Origin of the sequence: Rariglobus hedericola, from assembly GCF_007559335.1 — a bacterium.
Lineage (GTDB): Bacteria > Verrucomicrobiota > Verrucomicrobiia > Opitutales > Opitutaceae > Rariglobus > Rariglobus hedericola.
Genome location: NZ_VMBG01000001.1, coordinates 2,286,194 through 2,311,329 on the forward strand (window position 1 = coordinate 2,286,194; position 25,136 = coordinate 2,311,329).

The following is a 25,136-nucleotide window of genomic DNA, read 5'->3' on the forward strand; positions in this document are numbered from 1 at the left end:
TTCCCCCTGGAAAAATGAATAACCCAAAACCTCCCCATACCACCGCACGACGGACTCTCCTCCGTTCGTTTGTCAGCGTGTTTGCCCTGTCCTCCGCCGCCCTCACCGCTTCGCTCACCGCGCAGACTGCCACGGTGACGGTCGACGCATCCTCCGTCATCCGTGACGTTCCCGCCGGCCTGATGGGTTCCAACACCGGCACCACCAAAGGCGCCAAGTTCTGGCAGAGCCTCTCACCCGCCTATCGCGCCGATGTCATGACCGCGCGCATGGGCATGGTGCGCATCACCGCCTATCCCGAGGATACCTCCAACCCGGCGAACTCCATCACCCTCGCCGATCTCGACAACCGCGTGGCCCAGGTGATCAACGCCGGCGGCACTCCGCTCTTCATCCAGGCGATCAACAACATCGGCCGCACCTACAGCGACAGTCGCGACGCCATCGTCCACGCCGCCTACATGGACCTCACGGGCTCGCCCTACCCCGCCGGCAGCACCGCCACCACCGCCACCCGCATCGCCACCAACATGGCGTATCTGGTAAATCGATACAAATCCCCGCCGTTCAACCTCACCCAGCAGGTCTGGGAGGTCGGCAACGAACCGGATCTCGAAAACGTCAACTACCGCGTTCAGGACACCGCCGAATACATCGAGGACTTCCAGGCGATCCACAACCAGCTCACCACGCTCGGCCTGCGCGCCAACGTCACGCTTTGCGGTCCCGTAGTCAGCTGGGACTACGGCTTCGGCGGCTATCGCGACACCATCATGAACGACTTCCTCACCGCATGCGCCAGCCAGGTGGACATCGTGACCCGCCATACCTACGCCAACATTTACAGCTGGGAATCCACGACCGACACCGCCTACGCGTTGCTCAACGCCTCGTTTGAAACCGCACATTTCAACAGCGCCCAGTCCGGCAGTCGCGGCGAAGGCAAACTGCTCGCCACCATGGCCGCCAAGGGCGTCCCGCTCACCGTCGGCACCGGCGTGACCGAGATGAACCTGTTCCAAAACCCCGGCGGCCCCAACTACCGCCACACCATCACGCAGGGCCTTTGGTTTCTCCTCTCGGATCACTACTCGTTGTATAACCCGCGCAGCCGTCTCACCACGGGCTTCAAGTTCGACACCTACAACGACCAGCTCGCCTACTACAAACCCGACAAGTCCCGCAGCTACCCCTACTGGGCCACTTACGTCCACGGCGCGCTCACCGGTGATCAGATTCTCGCCCGCACCAGCAGCGACACCCACCTCGTCGTAACCGCCTCCAAAGACGATTCCTTCCTCTATGTGCAGGTCCTCAATCGTCACAACACCAACTCCTACACGACGTCCGTCAGCGTCACCAACGCGCCTCCCGTCACCGCGCCGACGCTCTACACCTTGAGCGCCTCCGCCACACCCGACACCGGCGTGTCCACGGCCTACGGCACTTCGTTCTCGCACACCTTCGCGCCGATGACGGCCAGCGTGTTTCGTTTCCCGCGCACCGATGCGCCTGTTCCGCCCGTAACTCCGGCCGCTCCTTCCGCTGTTCATCTCGACACCGGTTTTGATACCGCTCCCGCCGGTCTCCAGATCTACTCGGTCGGCTTCACGCCGGTCATCGCCTCAAGCCGCCTGCAACTCACCAGCACCACCCCCGCCTACTCCCAAGCCGCCGTCATCCTCAACGGCCAGCCTCTCCCCGCCGCCGTCAATCGCGCGCAGGCCCGCTTCGGTTTCAAGGTCATGCATCCGAATGCCGAGGGCTTTGTCTTCGGCGCTTACTCCGCCAGTCCTGGTGCGGTCGGCAACGCCGGCCAGGCCCTCGGTTATCAAGGCCAGGCCAACCGTCTCTGGGGCGTGAAGGTCGACAACAACCCCGACCAGATCGGCGTCGTTGCCGGTGTCGCCGATGACCTCGTCGAGGGCTGGGCCACGCAGCCGATCGCCGCCTACTCCGGTTTGGATATGTATGCAGTAATCGACTACGAGGGCGCTGAGGGCACGGTGCGCGCCCGCGTTTATCAAGGAACGAACGACACCGGCGCGTTGTGGGCCGATGTGACCAACCGCGTCGGCAACCCCGCATCGCTTCCCGCCGGCACCGTCTTCGGCTTCACCGGCGCCACCAGCAACTACACGCAGACAACCTATATTGAGAGTCTGCGCATCACCACCGCCTCCACGGTGGCCACGCCCGGCACGCCGTTCATGCTCCAGACCTGGACGGCCGCCCCGTGGAGCGCCGTCAGCGGCACCACCGCGTTCTCCGGAGCGTTCTCCCCCGATGGCATCCCCGTGACGATCGCCTTCAGCGCCCCCAAGACCGGCGTGAACGTCACCGTTCCCACCGCGCCTGTTTTCACGGGGGCAGCCGCCTCGTTCTTCGGCATAGAGGGCACCGGTTTCGGCGTCGGCAACACGGGCCTCGGCCGCTTTGACCGCGGCGAATGCTTCACGCTTCAGGCCACCCATGCCTTCGCACTTCAGGAAATCAACTGGCACGAATGCAACGGCGACGAACAGGTGAACATCCAGTGGACCCGCAACGGTGTTGCCCAACAAAGCGTGATTTCCATCCCGTCCGGCGGCGCCATTCGCAACGTCGTGCTCTCGGGCATCGAGGTCGATGCCAACACTCCGGTCGTGATTACCAACGTCAGTTCCACGACGGCCAATCTCACCGGCCGTCTCCGTGTCATCAGCATCAAGAGCGCGCTGCTTAACTAACCCATCCGCATCCTCCACCAAAGCCGGGGCGGCTCGTCCGTCCCGGCTTTTAAATTTAATGAGTCACGCCCGTCCCAATCCCTACCGCCGCATCACCGCGAGCGTTCCCTTGCTCGTCACCGTGCTGGTGCATGTCGTGCTCATTGCCATCGCCGGCTACTTCGTCGTCAGCGAACAGATCATCGGCAAAAAGAAAGTCATGGAGGCGGCCGCCGCGTCCGAGCCGTCCATCGCGCAAAAACAGGTCGAGCATCGTCTCCAAGTGGCCCGCAAGGGCGGCGGTTCCGCGAGTTCTTCCCCGGTGTCGGCCTCGCGCATTTTTTCAACGGCTGACAACGCGCTGCAAATGCCCGCCATGCCCGATCTTCCTTCGGTTGGCGCCAGCGCGCTCAGCGGCATGGGCTTCGGTTCCGGCATGGGCGCCATGGGCACCGGCACGGGTTACAACACCGGCGTCGGCAGCGGCTCCGGACTCGGTCGCGGCTTCATGAGCATGAGTTTCCTCGGCGTCACCAACCAGCGCGCCAGCAAGGTCGTCTTCGTCGTCGATATCAGTGCCGGCCTCATGGATATCCGCAAAGGCGGCTTCCGCGCCTTCGAGATTTTGCGCACCGAGATCTCGCGTCTCATCAGCACCCTGCCGCCGTCCGCCCAGTTCAACGTCGTGTTCTTCGACGACAAAAACATCCGCCTCTTCGCCAGCGAACTCCAGCCCGCCACCGTTGCGAACAAGACCACCTTCTTCGAGTGGATCAAACCCATCAACGCCACGCTCCAGACCCTCGGCACCCGCGCCATCCCCGCGAGTTCTCCTCGCTGGAAATACGAACCGCCCGAACGCCTCAAGCTCGACCCGGACTACCATCCTTCGCAATGGGTGAACGCCCTCAACGCCGCCCTCGAGCAACAGCCTGAAACCGTCTTCTTGATCACCGGCTCTTCCTGGCCCGGTCGCAAAGATGCCGTGCTCAGCGCCGCGGACATCCTGAAAAAACAAAAGGAGCACGAGGCCCACTTGGCGGACCTCAAGCGCCAGGGCCTGGATCTCGCCGCCATCTCCGCCGCCCGCGGCAAAGCCATGGCCAAACTCCGCACGGATTTCGCCGCTATCAACGCCAAGCTCCTTCAGCAAAAAAAAGATCCCTTCGTCATCGGTGACATCCGCCGTGTGCTCGCGGCCGATTTCCAGGCCGCCGTGAAAAAAGCCGGCTTCACCCTGAAGCTTGATACCACCGGCTGGACCGACAAAGCCGGCAATCCCATTTGGACGCGCTTGGACGGCGGCAAGGATGACGGCGATGACAGCCCTGTCACCTCCAAGGAAATCCAGATCGGCGCCGAGTTCACCCAGGTCATCAATCAGGTCTCGCGCCTTCAATACGGGCTGCTGCGCGAACGCGCCTCGCTGAATATTTTCCTCTTCACCGGAGCGAACGAAAAAACGGACGCGGCCGAAAAAGACCTCTCCTCGCTCACGTCCAAAAACGGTGGTAAATTCAGCCTGCTGACCACTAAACGTCTCGAAGAGCTCGCGGCCGAAAAGCCGTGATCGTTGAGTCTCGTCCCGCATGCGTCGCTTCCTTCCGCTTCTTGCACTCGTTCTTCTCGCGACACCGCTGCCTGCGTGCGCGCAAGCCGCCGGCTCCTTGATCTCGAACTCCGGTTTTGAGACCGACACCAACGCCGACGGCTGGCCCGAAAATTGGGACCGTTCATCCAAAACCAGCACCCTTGAAATCGAAGCGGACGGCAACCACTTCATCCGCATGCAAGCCACCGTGCCCGCCACGATGGTCATGCTTCATCGCACCATCGCTATTCCAGCGGGCACCCGCGCCCTTCAACTCACCTGGCGCTGGCGCATCACCGACTTGAAAACCGGCAAGCTCCCTTGGAACGACGCCCGCATCATCTTCGAACTGGTCGACGCCTCCGGCAAAAAAACCGCCACTCAGCCTGATCCCGTTTACGCCAACGAAAACACCGTCGGCTGGATCGAAAAGAAAACCTCTTTCCTCGTCCCACAGGGTGCGACGCTCCTCAAACTCATGCCGGCCCTCTTCGAGGCCGCGCACGGCACCCTCGACATCGACGACTTGATCCTCACCGCCACCGGCACCGAAGAACTCGAAGCCGCCGCCAAACTCCGCGCCGAGGAAGCCGCCTTCCTCTACGTCCAGCCCGAGTCGCCCGTCCAAGCCAAGTGGCCCGCCGAACTCCGCGTGCAAGGCAACCGTCTCGTCGATGCCTCGGGCAAAGTCGTCCTGCTCCAAGGGGTCAACGCCCCCGGCTTCGAGTCCTACCCCCGTGATACTCACGCGATCAAATCCACCCTCGTCGCCATCGACGATTGGAAAGCCAACTGCGTCCGCCTCCCCGTAAACGATGAGTTGTGGTTCGGCCGCAGCGGCTACCAATCCGACGGCGGCAAAGCCTACCGCGATCACATCGATCAGTGCATCATGCTCGCCGCCAACCGCGGCGCCTACCTCGTCCTCGAGCTCTATCGCTACCGCGCCCCCAAACCCGAACATGTCACGTTCTGGCAGGACGCCGCCACCCACTACAAAAACCACCCCGCCGTCCTCTTCGACCTCTTCAACGAACCCCACGACATCTCTTGGAAAACCTGGCGTGACGGCGGCTGGGTCGATGCCCCGAAGAAGCCCGACGAATCGGCCTTCCTCTCCGACGCCGAGAAAAAATCCAACCAGGGTTTCGAATCCGTCGGTATGCAGGCCCTTGTCGACGCCGTCCGGTCCACTGGCGCCAAGAATATCGTCATCGCCGGTGGCATCGACTGGTCAGGTGACCTCTCCGGTATCACCGAAGGCTACGCGCTCGAAGACAAAACCGGCCACGGCATCATGTATTCCTGGCATCAATACAACTGGCACACCGGCTGGGCCCGTCGCGTCCTCGCCGCCGCCGAAAAATATCCCATCTTCGTCGGCGAGTTCGGCGCCGACGTGAACAAGATGACATTTATCCCCGCCGACCAACAGGAGGCCCCTAATACTTGGGTCCCCGACATGCTCGGCTTCGTCCAAAAACACCGCCTCAACTGGACCGCTTGGTCGCTTCACCCCAAAACCACCCCAGTGATGATCTCCGACTGGAAATACACACCGAACCCCTTCTTCGGCGTCTTCGTCAAAGACGCCCTCGCCGGAAAACAATTCGAGATGAAGCGCATGCGCTGAACTCCATGATCCGCCTCTCACAGTTGCTCGCTCTCTCCAGCATCGCTCTAGGCTTACTCCTCCCCGCTCTCCCCGCCGCGCCCGAGTCCGTCCGCATCGGCGTCCTGCAACCCAAGCCCTCCTACGCCCAACCGCTCGCCGACGCCGGAGTCTCGCTCGTCGTCCTCTCCATCTCTTGGGAAAACTTCGAACCCTCCACAGGCACCACCAACCCGGCCTACATCCGCCAACTCCACTCCGACCTAGCCGCCTACCGCCACGCCGGCCTGCACGTCGTCCTCGACCCCGGCATCCAATATCCGCCCGAGTGGCTGCGCCAGCTACCCGACGCCCGCTACCAAAACCAATACGGCGATCTCTACATCGATCACGCATCCGGAAAAAACATCGCCAACACCGTCTTCAACGCCGCCGTCCGCACCCGCTACGCCGCCCACCTCGCCGCCCTCTTTCGCGAGCTCGGCACCGACTGGGCAGCCGTCCGTCTCGGAGGCGGCTGGTATGGAGAACTCAACTACCCCGACGCCACCTTCGCCAAAAAAAACAACTGCTACTGGGCCTTCGATCCCATCGCCCAAGGCACCAAGCCCGGCCTCCCCGCCGGCATGACTGCCTGCCCCGTCCCCAACTGGAAACCGGGCAAAACCTCGCCTGACCACACTTCCGCCCGCCGCTTCCTCGACTGGTATCTCGCCAGCCTGCAAAACTACCACGACTGGCAAATCACCACCGTCCGCCAGCTCTACTCCGGTCCGCTCCACATGATGTATCCTTCTTGGGGCATCCGTCCCGGCCAACTCGAAGCCGCCATCATCGGCGATCTCGGCGGCACGACCTCACCCGAGAAAAACGGCGAAATCCAACGCGGCTTCGACTTCGCCCGCTTCATCGCCGGAGTCCGTGATCCGCAGGTTTGGGTCCACTGCACCTGGCTCGATTCCAACCCCGCATGGAGCGACGACACTTCGCCTGACCCCGTCCGCTGGAGCCCGCCCAAATTCCTCGCCCACCTCGCCCGCCTGCACTCGCCCGCCCTCAACGTATCCGCCGAAAACACCGGCGGAGGCGGCCTGCCCGCCCTGGCCCTCTCCGCCCGTCGTATCCAAGAATTAAAGATAAACACGCTGTTCTGGGCCTTCGCCCCCGACCTCTTCGACGACCACCCGCCCGAACTCAAAGATCTCGCCACGTCCCTCCAAAAATAATCCCTCCGCCTCCGAACTCTGTGCCCTCCCCTCCGAACTCCGGCTCGGCTCTGTGAAAAAAATCCGACTCTGTCCGCTCCCCATGAAACGCCTTCTCCCGTTCCTCTTCCTGCTCTGCCCATTCCTTCTCCACGCCGAGCCCGCCGCATCCGTCCTCACCAACGGTGACTTCGAATCCGGCTCCGAGGGCTGGCCGCTCAACGAAGGCGCCAGCATCCAGTCCGAAGACTCCGGCAACCACTTCCTCCGCCTCGAATTCTCCGAACCCAGCCGTCTGCTCTCCGTCTATCGCTCCTTTCCGATCGACTCCTCACATCAGGCGTTCGTCTTCAGTTTCCGCGCCCGCTACGACAACATCGTCCACGGAAAAGAACAGTGGCACGACGGCCGCATCATCCTCGATTTTAAAGACGCCGGTGGCAAACGCCTCGCCAGCCCGTCGCCGCCCTACTTCAAAAAAACCTCCAAAGGGTGGATCGAGAAAACCCTCGAATTCACCGTTCCCGCCGGCGCCGTCCGCCTCGAAATCATGCCCGCCCTTTTCAACGTCAAGGCCGGCACCTTCGATCTCGATGACCTCACGCTCACTCCCGCCGACCCCGCGCCCATCATCGCCCGCCGCGAAGCGCATATCGCCGAACGCGCCGCCGACACCGCCCGCCGCGCCGCCGCCGTTAAACCCACCATCCCCGCCCCGCCCGCCGATAAGATGCCGCCAGCCCTCCGTGTAGTCGGGAATCAGATACAAACCGACACCGGCACCACCGTCTGGCTCCAAGGCCTTGCCATCCCCAGTCTCGAATGGGTTTCCAACGGCGAAAATATCCTCAAATCCACCGAGATCGCCCTCACCGAATGGAAGGCCAACTGCATCCGCCTGCCCGTCCGCGACAATTTCTGGACAGGCAAAGGCCCTTACCAAAAAGACGGCGGTGCCGGCTACCGCCAGTTGATCGAAGACGTCGCCAATCTCTGCGCCACTCACGGCGCTTACCTCGTTCTCGATCTCCACCGCTTCCGCGCGCCCGAGGAAGCCCACGTTGCCTTCTGGAAAGACGCCGCCACCCGTTTCAAAAACCACCCCGCCGTCCTCTTTGAGCTTTTCAACGAGCCGCACGACCTCTCTTGGGATGTCTGGAAAAAGGGCGGCTTTGTCACCGACGAGAAAAGCAACGCGACCATCGTCGCTGAAAACGGTGAAAAGCTCCGCGGCTTCCAATCCGTCGGCATGCAACGCCTGCTCGACACCATCCGTGAAACCGGTGCACAGAACATCGTCATCGTCGGCGGACTCGACTGGGGCTACGACCTCTCCGGCATCCTCAACGGCCACGCCCTCGATGATCGCGGCGGACGCGGTATCGTTTATTCGACGCACGTCTATCCGTGGAAGAGCGCCTGGCAGGGCAAGTTTCTCGCCCTCGCCGATAAATACCCGCTCTTCATCGGTGAACTGGGCGGCGAGGAAAAACCCATGGCCTTCCTCCGCCCCGACCAGCATGAGGATCCCTACACGTGGTCGCCCGACATGCTCGGCCTGATCCAGAAATATAAATTCCACTGGACCGGCTGGTCCTTTCACCACAAGGCCAGCCCGCGCATCTTGCTCTCCCTCGAAACTTACGAACCCACCCCCTACTGGGGCCAATTCGTAAAAGACGCCCTCGCCGGAAAACAATTCGAGTTAAAAAAACTCCGCTAATCCACGCCCATCCTTCCGTCTGTTCTCTGTCCTCTGTATTCCGTCCTCTGTCTTCTTCTCATAATGAACCGCGCTGCAACCGCCCCGATTCTTCGTCCACTCGGATCTCTCCGATTTCCCGCAAATCATCGCCGGAGCTTCTTCGCAGCCATCTTTTCGCTGGTCATTGGAGCCTGCGCGCAAGCCGCGTCCGTCGGCTGGGCCTGGACCGGCGGCGTCACCGAGTCGGTCGCCGTGATCACCGCCCGCATCGAATCCGCCGCCCCCGTTTACGTTAGTATCATGGATTCGGATACCGTTTTCTCTTCAGCCCTCACCGCGCCCATGAAGTCCGGTGCGCTCCACCGGTTTATCCTCGCCGGTCTGAAACCCGACACCGAATACCGCTATCGTTTCGTCGCCGACGACGGCACTGCGGTGGACGACGAACCCCGTTCGTTCCGCACCTTTCCCAAACCCGGCACTCCCGCCAGTTTCCGTTTCGCGGTCGCGTCTTGCGCCAAAGGAGCCAACTCCCCCGTCTTCGACGCCGCCGCCCACCAAGGCGCGCGCTTCTTTCTGCATACCGGTGATTTTCACTATTACGATATCACCGAGAATCGCGTGGAAGCTTTCCGCGACGCCTATGATTTTCACCTTTCCTCACCCCGCCTGCGCACCTTGCTCGCGACCACGCCGCTTTTTTATCAATGGGACGACCACGACTTCGGCCCCAACGACAGCAATCGAAACAGCCCGAGCAGCGAAGCCTCCCTCCGCAACTACCGTGAACTCGTCCCGCACCACCCGCTCGTCGGCGGACCTTCCGATCCGGTGGATCAGGCGTTCATGATCGGACGCGTTTATTTCATCATCTCCGATCTGCGCAGCCAGCGTGATCCCGACGGACGCCGCATGATGAACGCCGCGCAGGACGCGTGGTTGCGCGCCCAGTTACTCGCCGCTCGCGACGCCGGCTGTCCGCTGATTTTCTGGATGAGCTCCATTCCTTGGAATGGCACCGAGCTGCCTGTTGATCGCTGGCAGGGCTACTCCGCGCACCGCGCCGAAATCGCCGATTTCATCAAGGCCAACGGTCTTGCCGGTCGCGTGGCCATTCTCTCCGGCGACGCCCACATGACCGCCATAGACGATGGCTCGCACAGCGACTTCGCCACCGACGGCGGCGCTCCCGTCCGCGTCTTCCAAGCCGGCCCCATCGCCAACCGTGGCAGTTACAAAGCCGGGCCCTACAGTCACGGCGCCCGCTTCGAAACCGCCCCCGGCCAGATGCTCAATTATTTCGGCATGGTCGATGTCCAGGATGACGGAAAACAAATCCGCGTTACTTGGAGCGGACGCGATGGCTCCGATGGCATCGGCGACAAAGTCCTGCAATCCGAACGCGACGCCAAGGGCCCGATCCAATTCGAATTTACGGTGCGTTAAGCGGAGAACCCGCCGCGTCGCCGCCAACGCGTGCGGTCACTTGTCACTGGGTTCGTTTCAGGCATCGAGCGTCCGGTGTATCCGCCGGTATTCCTTCGGGCGCTGAGCCGTGTGCTGCTTGAACCACATCATGAAGTGTGAGTCGGAGCGAAACCCCAGCGTGTAAGCCACCTCCTTCACCGGCATCAGGCTGGTTTCGAGATGGCTCTTCGCGGCCTTCAGCCGTCGCTGCTCCCAGCACTTGCGCAATGTCATTCCGTATTCCGCCATAAACATCCGGTTGAGCTGCGCCTCACCCAGTCCGCTTTCCTTGCGCAGCGCCTCGTGCGGCAAGCCTTCTCGCAATGGCGCCATGTTGAGGCACCGCATCGCGCTCAACACCCGGTCGTCGCTCGTCAAAAGCCGCGAGAGATCCGCACCGCTTTGTTTTTGAATGTTAAACCACAACAGCAGCCACTGCTGGAACAGCACATGAAACGATAGGAACTGCTCATAGTCTGAAAAACAGCTGTAATACCGCGTATCCGCTTCCGGGATACTCTTTCTGACCATGCGCTCCAGCTGCGCCGCCTTGCGCTCCAGCAACGGATGCTCGCCGCCGGCGAACACCAGGCCGCCATTGCCCGACAGGATGTTTTCACCCGACGGCCACTGACACAAAAAGTGCAGCGACAGAATTCGCGCGTCCTCCGAAAACCGCTGCGTCATCTGCTCCGTCGGCACCAGCAGCCACATCCCCGGCCCCGCCTCATAGCGTTTACCCGAAGCCGTGCGCACCGACGCCTTGCCTTGGCGCACATACCACGCCCAGTAGCCGCCTTTCTCCTTGTTCACCTTGCGATCGCGATACACGGCCGGCACCTCGTGATCATAAATCCATTCCAACTCACTGTGCAGATAAGCCCACTCCCGCATGGGAAGACGCGCGTTCTGAGTGACTGCCGGATCATCCATAATGTTTAAAATATATAGTTTTTGTCGCAGTTTCTCAATTCATAAAATTTGGGATCCAAGCGGACGGCCATCACGTTGGGGATAGTTCAATCACCCCTAATCCGTCCCCTTCCGCATATGATGAAGCGCATCTCCCTCCCTGGGCTTACTATTTCCGTCCTCGCCCTAGTCGGCCCCGTGCAAGCAGTCACGCTGATGCTGGATTTCGGTCTCACTCCGGTCATCGACGATGCCGGCCCTGCAGATTCGCGCATCAACAGCCCCTACCACACAGTCAACGGATCGTTCACCGATACAGCCTGGAACCAGATCCAGACGGCGGACATCGCCTCGGGAAACTTGGTCCGGTCTGACAACACGGCCGCCACCGGAATCGCGCTGAACATCGGCGCCACCACCACCAACCTCAGCACCACGCTCAACTTGGCCAGCACCCCCAGCGGAAACTCTGCATTAGGCGGATTCACCAACACGGGCGTTTACGCCGACACCTCGGTTGGCAAAGACGGTATTTTCACCAGCGACGGCACCGGTGGCACACGCGCCGTGGGCTTTCAACTCAGTGGTCTGGCCGCCGGCACCTACGATATCTACATAACCGCTCGTAACACCAGTTTGGGCGGAAACCAGACGCAGAATCTCTACGTCGGCACATCGGCAGCCACGGGAAATTTCAACTTCAGCACCTACACCACCAAATCCCTTACTTATAGCAGCTCGTCGGTTGCCACCGGCAGCTGGACCGAAGACGCCAATTACGTCCACTTCAGCGTGTCGATCTCCTCCGGCGAAGTGCTTAACCTTGCCAGCTACGGCACCGCCGGCGCGGAACCACGCGGCTTCCTCAACTCCGTGCAGATCGTCTCGGCAATTCCCGAGCCGTCCACCTACGCTTCCTTCACAGGCATCGGCGTGCTGGCTCTCTGCATTGGCCGCCGACTTCGCGTTTCCCGCACCCCGTGATCCCAGCTATGAAAACCTACCCCTGTTTCCGTTTTCTTTCATCGAGTGTAGTGGGTTCTTTGATTTTCCCTCTCTCCGTTTTCGCCGCTGACACGCCCACTCCCGCCGTAGCGCCTCCTTCAAAGGCTCCGGCCAAATCGGTTTCCGAGGATCGCCTCATTCCCAACTACCACTCGCTAGGCGAAATCGCGAATCGCACCAACATCGTCCGCTGCGCCAATCCTGTGGACGGTATCGCCACCCGGTTGAAAGGCGCCGAACCCACCGACGCAGACCGGCAGCAGGCCAAGGCGCAGATGCAGCATCTCTATGATTTGGGCATCCGCACTGTCGTCTCACTCCAACGTCAGGAACCCCCGACGCCCGCCCTGCAAAACCCGGAATACACCGCCGTCATGCTCGAAAAGGCCGCCGCCAAGGAGGTCGGCATTACCTACGTCGCCTACTCCATGGCCAACCGCGGCAAGGATGCGCTCTCCCTTCAGTATATGCCCGACGACAAGGTGTTCACCCTCGTCGAGACCATCGGCAACGACATCGTTAAACGCTCCGAGACCGGTGGCGTGGCCTTCCATTGCAAGTCCGGCAAAGACCGCACCGGCCTGGTCGCCGCGTATCTACGAATCAAATACCAACACTGGAGCACGGACCAGGCGATCGCCGAGATGCGCCAGAACGGCCACGTCTGGAATAGTTTCCTGAAGCCCGGACAGTCATTTTCCTGGCACGAAAACCACCTGCGCTCCATCGCCGGAAAACTGTCTCCTGAATCCAAGGCGACGAGCCTGTAGTTGAAGGTTTTCATTGGAGGCGGGCATCGGCACGCTCTCCAGTCGTCGTGCTCTGTCACCTGCCCTCCTTTCTCTTTGCGGTCGCCGCGCTCTTTTTATCGGGGTGCGCCCACACGTCCGAGTATCCCGCACGCGCAGCGACTGTCTTGGGTAGCGTCCAGATCGTCCCTCCCGATGCAACGACCGACCGGGATCGAGCCACCGGCTTCACGCAACCCGGCGATGCGATCGTTTTTTCAGTTCCCGCGCCGCGCGATGGATTTTATCGCCTCGACCTCGTCTACTCAGCCGACGCCGAAAAACGCATTCCCGTCACCATAAACGGCTCCATGCAGGGCAGCCGGCTTTTCCCGAAAACCACCGGCTTCGAAACCAGATCCTTCGGGCGCATCCGTCTCCGCGCCGGCACCAACACCGTGCGCATCGGCACCGATTGGGGCTACGCCGACATCGCCTCGATCCGGATCAAGCGCACCTCGCCACCTCGCGAATTTCATCTCCGCACCACCCCGGTAAACCCCAACGCCTCGCACGAGTCCCGCGCTCTTTTTACCACGCTCACGCGTGAATTCGGGCAACGCACGTTCACCGGCCAGCACGAATCCAACCCGACAGTCCCTTCGCGCCTCGATTACATCACTCGCAACACGGGCGGAGCCACTCCGGCGATTCTCGGCCTCGATCTGATTTACTATTCACCTTCCTGGAATCAGCCCGGCGGCGACGGAGCCATTGAGGCCGCCCGCGACTGGGCGCTCAACCGTCACGGCATCGTCAGCTTATCCTGGCACTGGCTCGCGCCGCTTCACGCCGGACCGCTCATCTGGGACAGCTTCTCCACCAGCAAAACCCCTTTCGACGTCTCCCGCATCGCCGACGAATCCTCTCCCGAATACGCCGCGATCATCCGCGATCTCGATCACCTCGCCGAAAAACTAAAACCCCTTCGCGATGCCCGTATCCCCGTGCTGTGGCGTCCGCTCCACGAAGCCGAGGGCGGCTGGTTCTGGTGGGGCGCCCGCGGCCCCGATGCGACCAGGCAACTCTACCGGTTGATGTTCGACCGGTTTACCCGCATCCACCACCTCGACAATTTGCTCTGGGTCTGGACCTCCACCGACGACGATCGCTCGCTGGACTGGTATCCGGGTGATAACTACGTCGATATCCTCGCGACGGATCTTTACTTCAGTCCCGGAACCCGCGGCGATTTTTTCACTGTTTTTGACCGGCTCCGCGAACTGCACGGCGGCCGAAAACCCATCGCACTCGGCGAATGCGGTTCCATCCCCGACCTCACCGCCGACGCCCCCTGGCTCTGGTTTCTCACCTGGGATGACCTCATTAGCCGCCCCGAGCTCAATCCGGCGGACTTTGTTTATACAATTTTCCGAACACCTCGCGCGATTCTACTGAAGGGCCTCCAATCGGCTTCCCCCGCACCGCACAGTCGCTAACGTTTCGCGCTTCCCCATGCGCAATCTGCTCACCGCCCCGCTCCCCGAAAACGAAATCGCCGCGATCCTCGCCGCCACCGCCGGCCGCCCTTCGCTTCCCCTGCTGGGCGATCCCGTCTGGAGCGCCGTCCGTGATAATCCCGCCATCACCGCGTGGCTCCTGCCGCTGATCGCCCGCGCCGACGCCGAGGCCTCCGAACCGCTCCCGATCCTCACCGACGAACTTTACGCCGACTTCGCCAAGACCGGCGACCGTCTCCCCTTCGAGCGCCCCTACTTCGAACGCCGCCGCCGTCTCGGCCGCGCTGCCATGGCTGTGTTGCTTGGCGACGACGCCACCCGCACCCGCCTGCTCCCTTCGTTTATTAAAAAACTCGGCGAGATCATGGACGAGGAATCGTGGACTCTTCCCGCCCACGTCTGGAACGAACCCACCGGGAAAAATCCGTGGATGATCGACCTCTTCGCCGCGGAAACGGCCAACAACTTTGCCGATCTCCTCGTGGTCTTCGCCGCAGTGATCCCCGCCGATCTCACGCAGCGCATCAAGACCCGCCTGCACGTCCAGATCTTCGAAAACTACGTCAACCCGCGCACCACGTTTCACTGGCTCACCATCACCAACAACTGGAACGCCGTCTGCCACCAGGGTGTTCTCGGTGCCGCCCTCGCGGTTGAGGAAGACCACGCGCTCGTCGCCCGCATGCTGTCAGTCGCCGCCACCCGCCTGCCCGCGTTTCTCACTGGCTACGGCGCCGATGGCTCGACCTCCGAGGGACCCGGTTACTGGTCCTACGGCTTTGGCTGGTTCGCCGAACTCAACGCCCAGCTCGAACACCGCACACGCGGACAACTCTCCCTCTTCGAAGGCGATGAAAAAGTCGCCGCCATCGCCCGCTTCGCCCCGCAAGTGACGCTCGCCGAAGGCCATTTTGTTAACTTCTCCGATGGCGGCCGCACCGGCCGCCTGAGCTCTTCACTCCTCACTTACCTCGGCCAGCGCCTCGCCGACACCACCCTCACGGCGCAAGGCACCGCGATCTACCGCCACCAAGCCGACACCGGTCTCGATTTGGATATTCTTCGCACCGACTTCTTCTACCTCTCGCGCCTCGCGCTCCGCGTCGCCTCGACCGACGTGCTCGCCACCGCCCGCGAACCCGTGCACCCCGACGTCTTCTTTGACGACTACGGCGCCATCGTCACGCGCGGCACCGACGCCGGCGGCCACCTCTGGGAGTTTGCCGCCAAGGGCGGCCACAACGCCGAGCACCACAACCACAACGACTGCGGCAGTTTTCTCCTCAACGTCGACGGCGCGCCCGCGATCATCGAGATCGGCGCCCCCGAATACGTCCGCGCCTTCTTCAGCGACAAACGCTACGACTTCCTCGCCGCCCGCTCACTCGGTCACTCCGTCCCCTTCGTAAATGGCTGCGAACAACCCGAAGGCGCCGCCTTCGCCGCCACCATTCTCAAAACCGAAATCGGCGGTGATCGCGTCGAGTTCTCCGTGGACCTCACCAAATGCTACCCGCCCGAAGCGCGTTGCGTGAGCCTGATCCGCTCTTGGGTTTTTCAAAAATCCGCCGGCCGTATCACGATTTCTGATACCTACGAGCTCGCCGCCCCCGGCGTGATCGAATCACTCCTCATCTGCCCGCCCGCCGTCACCCGCGACGGCGCCGATGCGTTGATCACCACCCCGAAGGCCGTGCTCCGCATCACCCCCGCCACCGGCAGCACGCTGACCGCCGTGGAAACCTGCGATTATCGCGGACACCACGGCACCGACGAGAAAGTCAGCCGTATCCGTTTTGCGCCCAACGCACCCTCCCGCTCGGGAGTCATTGCGTATGAAGTCAGCCTGCGCTGATTCAGCCGGTCCGATCATGCTATAACCCCTAAGGGCCATCGCCCTTCGGACGCCGTGCCCGCGACCGCCCGACCGGTCCGGGTCCCACGCCGGATCCACGCGCCCATAGAGCCCGATCAGGGTCATCCGCACCTTGCCCTGCGCCTGCACAAACAGCGTGAGCACGATTGAAGACAGATGATACGAATAACCCAATCCAGTGCTGTAATAAATACGCCACCAAACTCCTCATCCGTAATCTCAGGCGAGCTACCACTCATGCATTCGCCCCTAAAATAAATTATTATTATTTATTAATTATAAGCATTTTAAGAAATATTAATCCCGCAAAAAACAGTTAAATTACCGGCGCACCCACAAAAACACATCACTTGATATAGTGCTTTACAAATCACCTGAATCAATTCTATGACTACAACCAGCCTCCCCGCCCTGAGCCCCTTTTACCCCTTAAACCCATCGCGGCTTCCGACTGCGAAAATCCCGCCCTCCCATGCCCCTCCACGCTCGCAAGTTTCACTCGCTCTCCAAATTTTGCCGCTTAGGCGCGCTCGTTCTGCCGGCCTTGGCCCTCCAGCCAATCTCAGCCCAGACCACCGGCTTTAACCAGACCGGCGCCGGTCCCCTTGATTACAACACCCCCGCCAACTGGGTCGGCGGCACGATCAACGGCATCTGGGACTCATCCCTCACCCTCACCGGAAACCAAGTGGTGACCTTTGCTGCGGATACCACGTTGTCGAACGGCTTGAATTTTTCCTACGCGGGCAACAACACGCTTATTCTGCGTGGAAGCGCCGCCAACCAGACCGTCATCCTCGGAGGGGACATCACGGTCAACAATGCCTCGGGCCAGCAGATCAACCTGGGAACCACCACTGCGAATCGCGCCCTTACGGTAGACCTGGGAGGCGGCACCCGTAATTTCGTCATTAACAGCGGAAAAACACTCGGCCTCATCAACACGGCCTCGCACGGCAATATCGCCGTAACCGGTGGTGGTCAGCTGAAACTCACCGGCAACGCAGCCACGTCCGATATCTCGGTCTCAGAGGGCTCATCCCTGAACTTCGACAGCAGCTCCGGCACCGGCACGACCCGCGCCAAGAGCGTCACGCTCAACCGCAGCACGCTGTCGATCTCCGGCAACGGCACTTCCAATTCCGTCGACACCATCACGAACGCCCTGACCACCGGCTCCGGTGCTTCCACGGTGACGCTCACCGCGACCAAAAACACCCAGCTCGTCGCCGGCAGCTTTGTGCGCGGCGCAGGCAGCACTGTTCTCTTCCGTGGCACCGGCCTCGGAACCGCCTCTGTCGCGTCGGCCACCGCCGCCACCAGCAACATCGTTTTTAATTCCACCGTCGGGTTGCTTACGGGCTCAGGCTCTTCCGGCACAACGATCGGAATCATCGCCGGTGCCTATGGTGACACTTCGTCGGCAGGCAGTGGATTTGCCACGGGCGGCCTCGTCACTTACGACGCAGCCAACGGCGTCCGTCTGCTTGGTGGCTCTGAATACACCGGCGCGATCATCAACGGTCAGACCCAGCTGGATAACGTCCGCTACGTCGCGACTTCGGGTTCGCCCATCAGCCAGAATCTCACCTCCGCACTCAGCACGATCAACTCCCTCTCCTTTTCCATCACTGGCGCCGGCACCAACTCGGGTGTCACGCTTTCAGGCGACGCGGGGTCGGTGCTCAAAATCGATAGCGGCGTGATCTACGCCTACCAAGGCGTCACCACTGCAGCCGCCACGGATGCCATCACCCTCGCTGTTCCCACGCTTAACTTCAACGGCAAGGAAGCCATCCTCATCGTCTCCACCACCGGCGACTCCAACAATCGCGCCCCTCTCGCGATCAACAGCGAAATCACCAACGCGACCGGCCTCACCAAATCAGGCCCAGGCGTCGTGTTCCTCGGCGGCACTGCGGCCAACAGCTACACCGGCACCACCACCGTCAACGCCGGCACGCTCGTCCTGAGCAAAGGATCCGACGGCACCACCGCCATCACCGGCGATTTGGTCATCAACGGCGGCAGCGTGCAAAACTTGAAGAACGAGCAGATCGCGGACACCGCCAACGTCACCATCAACTCCGGCACTTATACGCTGCAATACTCCAACTTCGGCGGTTCCTATAGCGAAACCATCAACAATCTCAGCCTGAACGGCGGCATCATCAACACCGGCTTCATCGGAAAAAACAACAGCCTCACCCTTAACAATCTGGCGATTACCAACACGGCCTTCACCGCCTACACGCCGGTCATCCTGGCGGGCGGCGATACCGCTATCAACGGCAGCAAGATGGTGCTCAAGGGCAATCTCACCTTCGTGGGCAACACCACCAATACCAATACCGCGGTCATCTCGACGGCCAGCGGCCATGCGTTCAAAGGCGCAGTCGCACTCGACGGTATCCGCACCTTCACCATCGGCGATGGCGCAGCAGCGACCGACCTCACCGTCACAGCGCTCCTGACCAACAACGCATCCACCACCGGCGGCCTCACCAAGACCGGTCTCGGCACGCTCGCGCTCACCGCCGTCAACACCTACACTGGCGCGACCAATGTGAACCAAGGCGTGCTCCTCCTCGGGGTTGCCAATGCGCTTTCCACGTCGAGCCCGATCTCGCTGGGCGGAGGCACCCTCAACGCCGGCGGCTTCAGCCAATCACTCGGCACCGTCGCCCTCACCGCCAACTCGACCATCGATCTCGGCACGGGCGATGTCGCCCTCCTCTTCGCCGCCAGTAACGCCGTCTCCTGGAGCAGCTCGGTGAGCCTGAGTTTCGTCAACGTGAATGCCGGCGACACCATCCAGTTCGGCTCCAGCAACACCGCACTGACCTCCGGCCAACTCGCCCAAATCACGATCAACGGTTTCGCCGCCATGATCGATGGCAACGGCTTCCTCACCGCCTCCGCGATTCCCGAACCGTCCACCTATGCGTTCTTCGCCGGCATGAGCCTGCTCGTGTTCGCCGGCGTCCGTCGCGGAAACCGCTCGTCCCGTCAGGCTTGATTCGCTGAACCGGCGGAGGGCATCCGCCCCGCCGGTTTCCGTTTCCGCCACCCCGTTCGCGCAACATCCTCCCCGAGTCATGAGCCCGCGCCCACGCCCTTCGCCGTCAGCCCTCCGTCGTCCGTCTTTTGATCAACGACGCGGCTTCGCGTTGCTCATCACGGTCACGCTCCTCGCCTTTTTGGTTCTTCTGCTCGTCTCCCTCGCCGCCCTCACCCGCGTCGAAACCCAGGTCGCCAGCAACAGCCAGACGATCGCGCAAGCCCGGCAAAACGCGATCCTTGCCCTCAATATCGCTCTGGGCGAACTCCAGAAATACGCCGGCCCCGATCAACGTGCGACAGCCCGCGCCGACATCGGCACCGCCCTCGACGGCACCCGCCAATGGACCGGTGTCTGGGGCAACGCCTCCAACCCTCAAGGCTCGACCAAGAGCACGCCCGCCCTGCTCCAATGGCTCGTCAGCGGCAATCACACCACCGCGTTTAACGCGACCACCGCCGTCTCCGGCACGCAGACCTCATTCGGTCAGATCATCACGCCACCGGCCGCACAAACCTTCACCCCGACAAAGCCGGTTACCGGCGTCATCGCCGGCAGCGCCGCCACGACTGCGATCACCATTGATGGCACCGACGCTGTTTTACTCGCCGCCAACGGCACCGCCGGCACCACCAACGCCACCGGTTACGTCGCCGCCCCGCTCGTCAACATCAGCGTATCCCCCTCACTCGTCCCCGGCGCGGGCACCTCCGGCGCCGACATCCGTATCGGCCGTTATGCTTACTGGGTCGGCGACGAAGGCGTTAAAGTCCGGCTTAACACCGTCGATCCCAACGTAACTCCGACCGACGCGATGGCCGCCGCCGGCGTCACCGCCGACACGAATTCCCTCTATCGATTGATGAGCCCGCAACGCTTCGGCGTGGAGCTGGTCGACGGCTACGCGCAATATCCCGCCAACAACGCCTCCCTCCGCCACGTGCTGGATCAGAACCAGGCCGGCCTCATTGTCCCCGGTCTTTCCACCCAGGCGCGACAGGCCGCATTTCATGATCTGAGCGCGGTTTCCCTCACGGTTCTGTCCGACCAGCTGCACGGCGGACTCAAGCGCGATCTCACCTACGCATTCGCCCGCAACTCCCTCTCGGAATACCGGAGCGTCATCCGCGACCCGCAGCGCACGATTTCCCAAACCGCGCCCAATCCCCTGCTCTCTGGCGCCCTCGACACGAGCGTCACCGATACTCCCGCCGTCCTCGACCCCGCCTTGATCGCCGAACAAGGCCCCACCTGGGAGCAACTCCGCAGCTTTGCCCGCATCGGCGCCGACATCGACGTTTCCAACCCCGCACTTCCGCGCATCCAGCCGCGTATCCAGACCGGAACTACGCAAGGCATCTATCCCGTGCTCGTCCAGGCACGCCTCGGCTTCGTCGGCGGCAAAACCGTCGAAGGCGCCACCGCCACGATGCAGCGGTTCATCTTCCGCCTCAGCCCGGTCTTCGTTCTCGCCAATCCCTACAACGTCACGATTGCCGCCGGCAAATACCGCGTGCGCGCCATATTCGACTCCACCGGCGCCGGCTACGGCGTCTACCTCGGCAGCAATGTGGACGGCACGATCCGCACCCCGATCTGGCGCAAAACGCTGCGCGAGCTCTTCGACGGCCAGGTTTACGAGCTCAACTGCCCCGATATCGCGCCGGGCCAGGCCCGCTTGTTCACCCTAGCCGGCGATGAAACCTGGGCGGCCCAGAAAACCTACCAGTTCGATAACGAGTTCGCCGAGACCATGATCTCCCTCGACACCGCGGCGGAGGTGACCGACGACGACATCAAAAATTATGGTCTGCACGCCGTCTTCTCCGACACCGGCACGCAGAACTCCTGGCGTCCCAACGGCACGATCAACGCCGCCGGCGCGACCGATGGCACCATCACTTGGGCGCTCACCACTGCGACGGACCAGGTTTATCAACGCTTCAGCAACTTCGTTGCCCGCGGCTCCGGCGCCTCCGTTTACGACGGCGGTTTCTTCAACTCCACTGGCGACCCCAAGGATGACCCCGAAGTGCGTGGCTACTTCATGTTCAAGCTCGGCGAGTCCGGTCATTTCCAACGCACCGGCGAGCTCAATCAGATAGATATTTATCCTTACTACGCATTGGGAAACATCCGCGCTCCGATGGTCGGCCGACCCAACTGGTATAAGGACAAATCCATCTTCTCTCCGCTGACCTTCAACCAAGTATTCAACAAAAGCGTGAACAAGGAACGTTTCCAGCACTGGATGCGTTTCGGGTCCAGTGATCCCACGACCTCCGCCGAGGTCGAGTGGCAGGGCCTCCTCAAGGTCGGCAGCATGGGCAACAGCACGCCCTCGCTCCCGCAGGCGCAGATGCGCTGGCCCATGGCCGATCTCCCTCGCGAGCCCGCCGGCCCCGCCCCCGGCCTTGTATCACTTGGACAACTACAACACTTCAACGCCGGCGGCTACAACGACGGCCAGATCCTCCCCTCGGCCGCCGATCTTGTGGCCACCCCCACCACCCGCCCGTCGAACAACGAGAGCTGGCGCGCCCGCCACATCGGCAACCCCAACCCCATCGGAAATTCACGCGCCAACCCGTTTGTGCGCCGCGACCTCGTCCGCACCCAGTGGCCCGCCAACGCCACCCGCGAACCGTTTCACGATCAAAGCTACCTGCTGAATCGCGAGCTCTTCGACGGTTACTTTTTCTCCACCTACCCGCAGGATTCATCGGTCGCCGTTGATCTGAATACCCGTCGTCTCGCCAACTCTTCCTTGCTGCCGTTCCGCTCCGACATCGCGGCCAACAATCCGGAATCATTTCGCGGCAGTGCCTCGACTTTCAATTCCACTGACGCCCTGCTGCCCGCCCGCAACTTGATCCAGCGGGGCGGCTTCAACATCAACTCCACTTCCGTCGCCGCCTGGCGCGCCGTGCTCGGCTCCCTCGGCGGCACGAACTTTAACGGCGAGTCGAGTCTCACCGGGCCCTTCGTTCGCTCCATCCGCCAATCCGGTGGATCCGCCAACGCAGGCACCGGCATTTCTCCAAACTCCTGGAGTGGTTTCCGCAACCTCACCACGGCCCAGATCGATGCCCTCGCCATCCAGCTGGTTGCGCAAATCAAACAGCGCGGCCCCGCCGTCAGCTTGGCAGATTTCATCAACCGCAAGCTCGTCGCCGACACCGCGGCCAATGCACCCGACGGTCTCGCCGGTCCCATTCAGGCCGCCATCGATGCCTCCGGCGTCAACTCCGCGCTCACGAATCAAATCAAGAACTGGGACAACATTGACGCGAACATCGCGACGGCCACCGCTGCGCCTCTCTACCCCTACCCCGCACACCTTCCCGTGCATCCACTGGAAGGCATCGCCGGCTGGCTTTCGCAGGCTGACATCGTTCAAGCCATCGCCCCGGTGCTCACCGCGCGCAGCGACACGTTCCGCATCCGCACCTACGGCGAGACCCGTAATCCCGTCACCGATGAGCTGACCGGTCGCGCGTGGTGCGAAGCCATTGTCCAACGCCTGCCCGACTACATCGTTCCCTCCGAAAACGACGCCATCGCGACCGGCACCGCCCTTACAACCAACAACCGCCAGTTCGGCCGAAAATTTATCGTGACCGGCTTCCGCTGGCTCACCGCCGACGAAATATGAACGCCTCCATCCTCCGTGCTCTGTTCTCCGTCCTCTGTCTTCTGTCCTCAGTCGTGCTCGCCCGGTCCGCCGACGCCCCCGCGCGCACCGAGATTCGTTTCATGAGCTGGGAGCTCGATCAAGAGGGGCTCTTCATCACCGAAAACGGCCGCGATTACGCGCCCATCACCGCTCCCGCCTACGCCTTCGGCGCGCCGATTTTTATCAGGGCCGATTCCCCGCTGCGGATCTACCGGCAAACCATCGGCCCCGACGGCCCCGTCTACACCATCGTCGGCGAGGCCTCGCTTCCTCCGGGCTCCCGCCTCGCGCAAGCTTACTTGATCCGCCAGTCCGATCAACTCACGCCGCGCGACTACCGCGTCATCGCCATGTCCAATGACCCGGCCGCCTTCGCGATCGGCCGTGTCCGTGTATTCAATTTTTCACCACTTGAAGCGGCCGTGAAAATCGGCGCCGAATCCGTGCGCCTGCGTCCGCTGGAGTGGAAGACCCTGACCGCCGAGCCCGACCGCAAACACCGCGTCTCCATCCTCGCCGCCCTGCAACTCACCGAGAACGACTGGACCCCGGGCGTTCGCGACATGGTGACCCTGCGTGAAAACTACCGGGGCAACGTCACGCTCCTCCACACCCGCATTCGTTTCGATCAGGACGGCCCCGTCCTCCGCACACCCGATCCCCGCATGCTCATCCGGACCTCGACCGATTACGTGAATCCGCAGGAGCCCAAACTGACCTCGCTGCGCGGACCCTAGGCTATCCTCAAAAATCAAGCTCCCTTAATCCTTTAGTTATAACATATAACCTTAAACTACAGTTGTTTAATTAAATTATAGTGCTGTATTGACGACAATAAACGCTTACCTACAGTCCGTGACTGTGCCGCGTCCCCAGCTCAAGTATCAGAACGTTGAAGAAAAAATGCGAAAGTTGGTCGCATCTCTCCCGGAAGGCTCGCGGCTCCCGTCTGAACGCGAACTCGCCGCCGAGTTCGGCATTAATTTCCTGACCGCCCGCCGCGGCGTCATGCGCTTGGTGGAAGATGGTATCGTCTGGCGCAAAGTCGGCAGCGGCACCTTCGTCAGCGCCAAGAACTCCGGCCAGACCTCCACCGCGGCCAAGAGCACCGCAACCGTCCGGCTCGGCATGCTCATTCCCAAAAACAGCGACGCCTACGCCCACCGGCTCATGCAAGCCGTGGTCGGGGCGGCCTCTCAGCAGAACATCGAAATCTCTTCCTGCTGGATTAACGACTACGGCCCATCCGCCCTCCGTCAGGCCGAGTTCATTAAAAAACAAGGGTGCATCGCGACCATGCTGCCTTGGTTCGAGCCTTCCCGGTCTTACGAGGTTCTGGAGCTCGCCAAATCCGCGTCCCTGCCCGTGTCGCACCCGCAGATTCTTTACGGCTTCGATGACAACAACTCATCCATCCGCCGTTCCCGTATCGTGCTTCAAAGCGCCTGTGCCTACTTGCGTTATGACAACACGGATACCCTCGCATTCCTCGGCCCCGACGAGCCCGAAAACACCTTCCTCCAGCAACGTCTCGGCGCCTTCAGCCTGCACTGCGCCAGCAATAACATCCCGCATATCGTCGGCCTGGTGAAAGAGGGCTCCGTCACCATGAACCGTCTGGCCGAACAATGGGTCGCCCATCGCGGAAACCTCTCGATCCTCGCCTATGACGACGACTATGCACTCCGGTTCATGACCGCCATGCATCGTCAGGGTCTTGTCGCCCCCGACGATTTCCGCATCATCGGCTTCAACAACACCGAGAGCAGCCGGTTGAGTGATCCCCTGCTCACCACCATCGCGCAGAACTTCGACCACATCGCGCACCAACTCGTGGACAACGCGCTCAACCTCGCCAGAGGCAAACCCGTCCGGTTCGGCGAAATGGAAGACATGCCCTTGATCATCCGGGAAAGCTGCCGTGGACGCGCCCTGCTGGCCGCCAATCCCGACATCAAATTTCCCGGCCTCGTCTGCTGCACCGAAGACGGCATTCCGACAGGTAATGCCGGCGCCCTCGTTTCGTAACCGGCGAGCCCCGCCTCACGCAGGCACCATACCGGTGGCCGG

The 25,136-nt window shown here is 61.9% G+C and carries 15 protein-coding genes; 14 read left to right on the plus strand and 1 reads right to left on the minus strand.

Annotation, left to right across the window (positions count from 1 at the left end):
- Positions 1–14 precede the first annotated feature (14 nt).
- From FPL22_RS09880 to FPL22_RS09905, 6 genes are all read left to right on the plus strand, one after another.
- Positions 15–2,729 (plus strand): L-type lectin family protein, encoded by a 2,715-nt coding sequence (locus FPL22_RS09880; RefSeq protein ID WP_144230112.1) that lies wholly within the window; start codon positions 15–17, stop codon positions 2,727–2,729.
- Positions 2,730–2,787: 58 nt separating this feature from the next.
- On the plus strand, positions 2,788–4,278 hold the full coding sequence (locus tag FPL22_RS09885; protein WP_144230113.1) for a vWA domain-containing protein: 1,491 nt from the start codon (positions 2,788–2,790) through the stop codon (positions 4,276–4,278).
- Between the two features lie 19 nt (positions 4,279–4,297).
- Complete coding sequence (locus FPL22_RS09890) at positions 4,298–5,932, plus strand: glycoside hydrolase family 5 protein (RefSeq protein ID WP_144230114.1); 1,635 nt, start codon at positions 4,298–4,300, stop codon at positions 5,930–5,932.
- A 5-nt stretch (positions 5,933–5,937) separates the two neighbouring features.
- Positions 5,938–7,137, plus strand: a complete 1,200-nt coding sequence (locus FPL22_RS09895) for a hypothetical protein (RefSeq protein WP_144230115.1) — start codon at positions 5,938–5,940, stop codon at positions 7,135–7,137.
- Positions 7,138–7,219: 82 nt separating this feature from the next.
- Positions 7,220–8,839: a glycoside hydrolase family 5 protein gene (locus FPL22_RS09900; RefSeq protein WP_144230116.1), complete on the plus strand. Its 1,620-nt coding sequence runs from the start codon at positions 7,220–7,222 to the stop codon at positions 8,837–8,839.
- 63 nt (positions 8,840–8,902) lie between these two features.
- Positions 8,903–10,267 carry an alkaline phosphatase D family protein gene (locus FPL22_RS09905; RefSeq protein WP_144230117.1) on the plus strand — a complete coding sequence of 455 codons (1,365 nt, stop codon included), beginning with the start codon at positions 8,903–8,905 and terminating at the stop codon, positions 10,265–10,267.
- A 57-nt stretch (positions 10,268–10,324) separates the two neighbouring features.
- On the opposite strand, the gene FPL22_RS09910 is transcribed toward FPL22_RS09905, so the two are convergent.
- On the minus strand, positions 10,325–11,221 hold the full coding sequence (locus FPL22_RS09910; RefSeq protein WP_144230118.1) for a helix-turn-helix domain-containing protein: 897 nt from the start codon (positions 11,219–11,221) through the stop codon (positions 10,325–10,327).
- 117 nt (positions 11,222–11,338) lie between these two features.
- On the opposite strand from FPL22_RS09910, the gene FPL22_RS09915 reads away from it, so the two are divergent.
- From FPL22_RS09915 to FPL22_RS09950, 8 genes are all read left to right on the plus strand, one after another.
- Complete coding sequence (locus FPL22_RS09915) at positions 11,339–12,184, plus strand: PEP-CTERM sorting domain-containing protein (protein WP_238991371.1); 846 nt, start codon at positions 11,339–11,341, stop codon at positions 12,182–12,184.
- Positions 12,185–12,192: 8 nt separating this feature from the next.
- Positions 12,193–12,975, plus strand: coding sequence for a tyrosine-protein phosphatase (locus FPL22_RS09920; RefSeq protein ID WP_144230119.1), 783 nt, complete (start codon positions 12,193–12,195; stop codon positions 12,973–12,975).
- 47 nt (positions 12,976–13,022) lie between these two features.
- A complete protein-coding gene (locus FPL22_RS09925; protein WP_144230120.1) occupies positions 13,023–14,432 on the plus strand; it encodes a glycosyl hydrolase in 1,410 nt (469 codons plus the stop codon).
- Positions 14,433–14,448: 16 nt separating this feature from the next.
- A complete protein-coding gene (locus FPL22_RS09930) occupies positions 14,449–16,308 on the plus strand; it encodes a heparinase II/III domain-containing protein (protein WP_144230121.1) in 1,860 nt (619 codons plus the stop codon).
- Positions 16,309–16,801: 493 nt separating this feature from the next.
- A complete protein-coding gene (locus FPL22_RS09935; protein WP_144230122.1) occupies positions 16,802–19,348 on the plus strand; it encodes a beta strand repeat-containing protein in 2,547 nt (848 codons plus the stop codon).
- A gap of 79 nt (positions 19,349–19,427) precedes the next feature.
- Positions 19,428–23,045 (plus strand): hypothetical protein, encoded by a 3,618-nt coding sequence (locus FPL22_RS09940; protein WP_144230123.1) that lies wholly within the window; start codon positions 19,428–19,430, stop codon positions 23,043–23,045.
- The gene (locus FPL22_RS09945; RefSeq protein ID WP_144230124.1) at positions 23,042–23,803 is read left to right on the plus strand and encodes a hypothetical protein; all 762 of its coding nucleotides are present in this window, start codon (positions 23,042–23,044) and stop codon (positions 23,801–23,803) included. The genes FPL22_RS09940 and FPL22_RS09945 overlap by 4 nt, the downstream gene beginning before the upstream one ends.
- Positions 23,804–23,921: 118 nt before the next feature.
- Positions 23,922–25,094 (plus strand): GntR family transcriptional regulator, encoded by a 1,173-nt coding sequence (locus FPL22_RS09950; protein WP_144230125.1) that lies wholly within the window; start codon positions 23,922–23,924, stop codon positions 25,092–25,094.
- Positions 25,095–25,136: the final 42 nt, after the last annotated feature.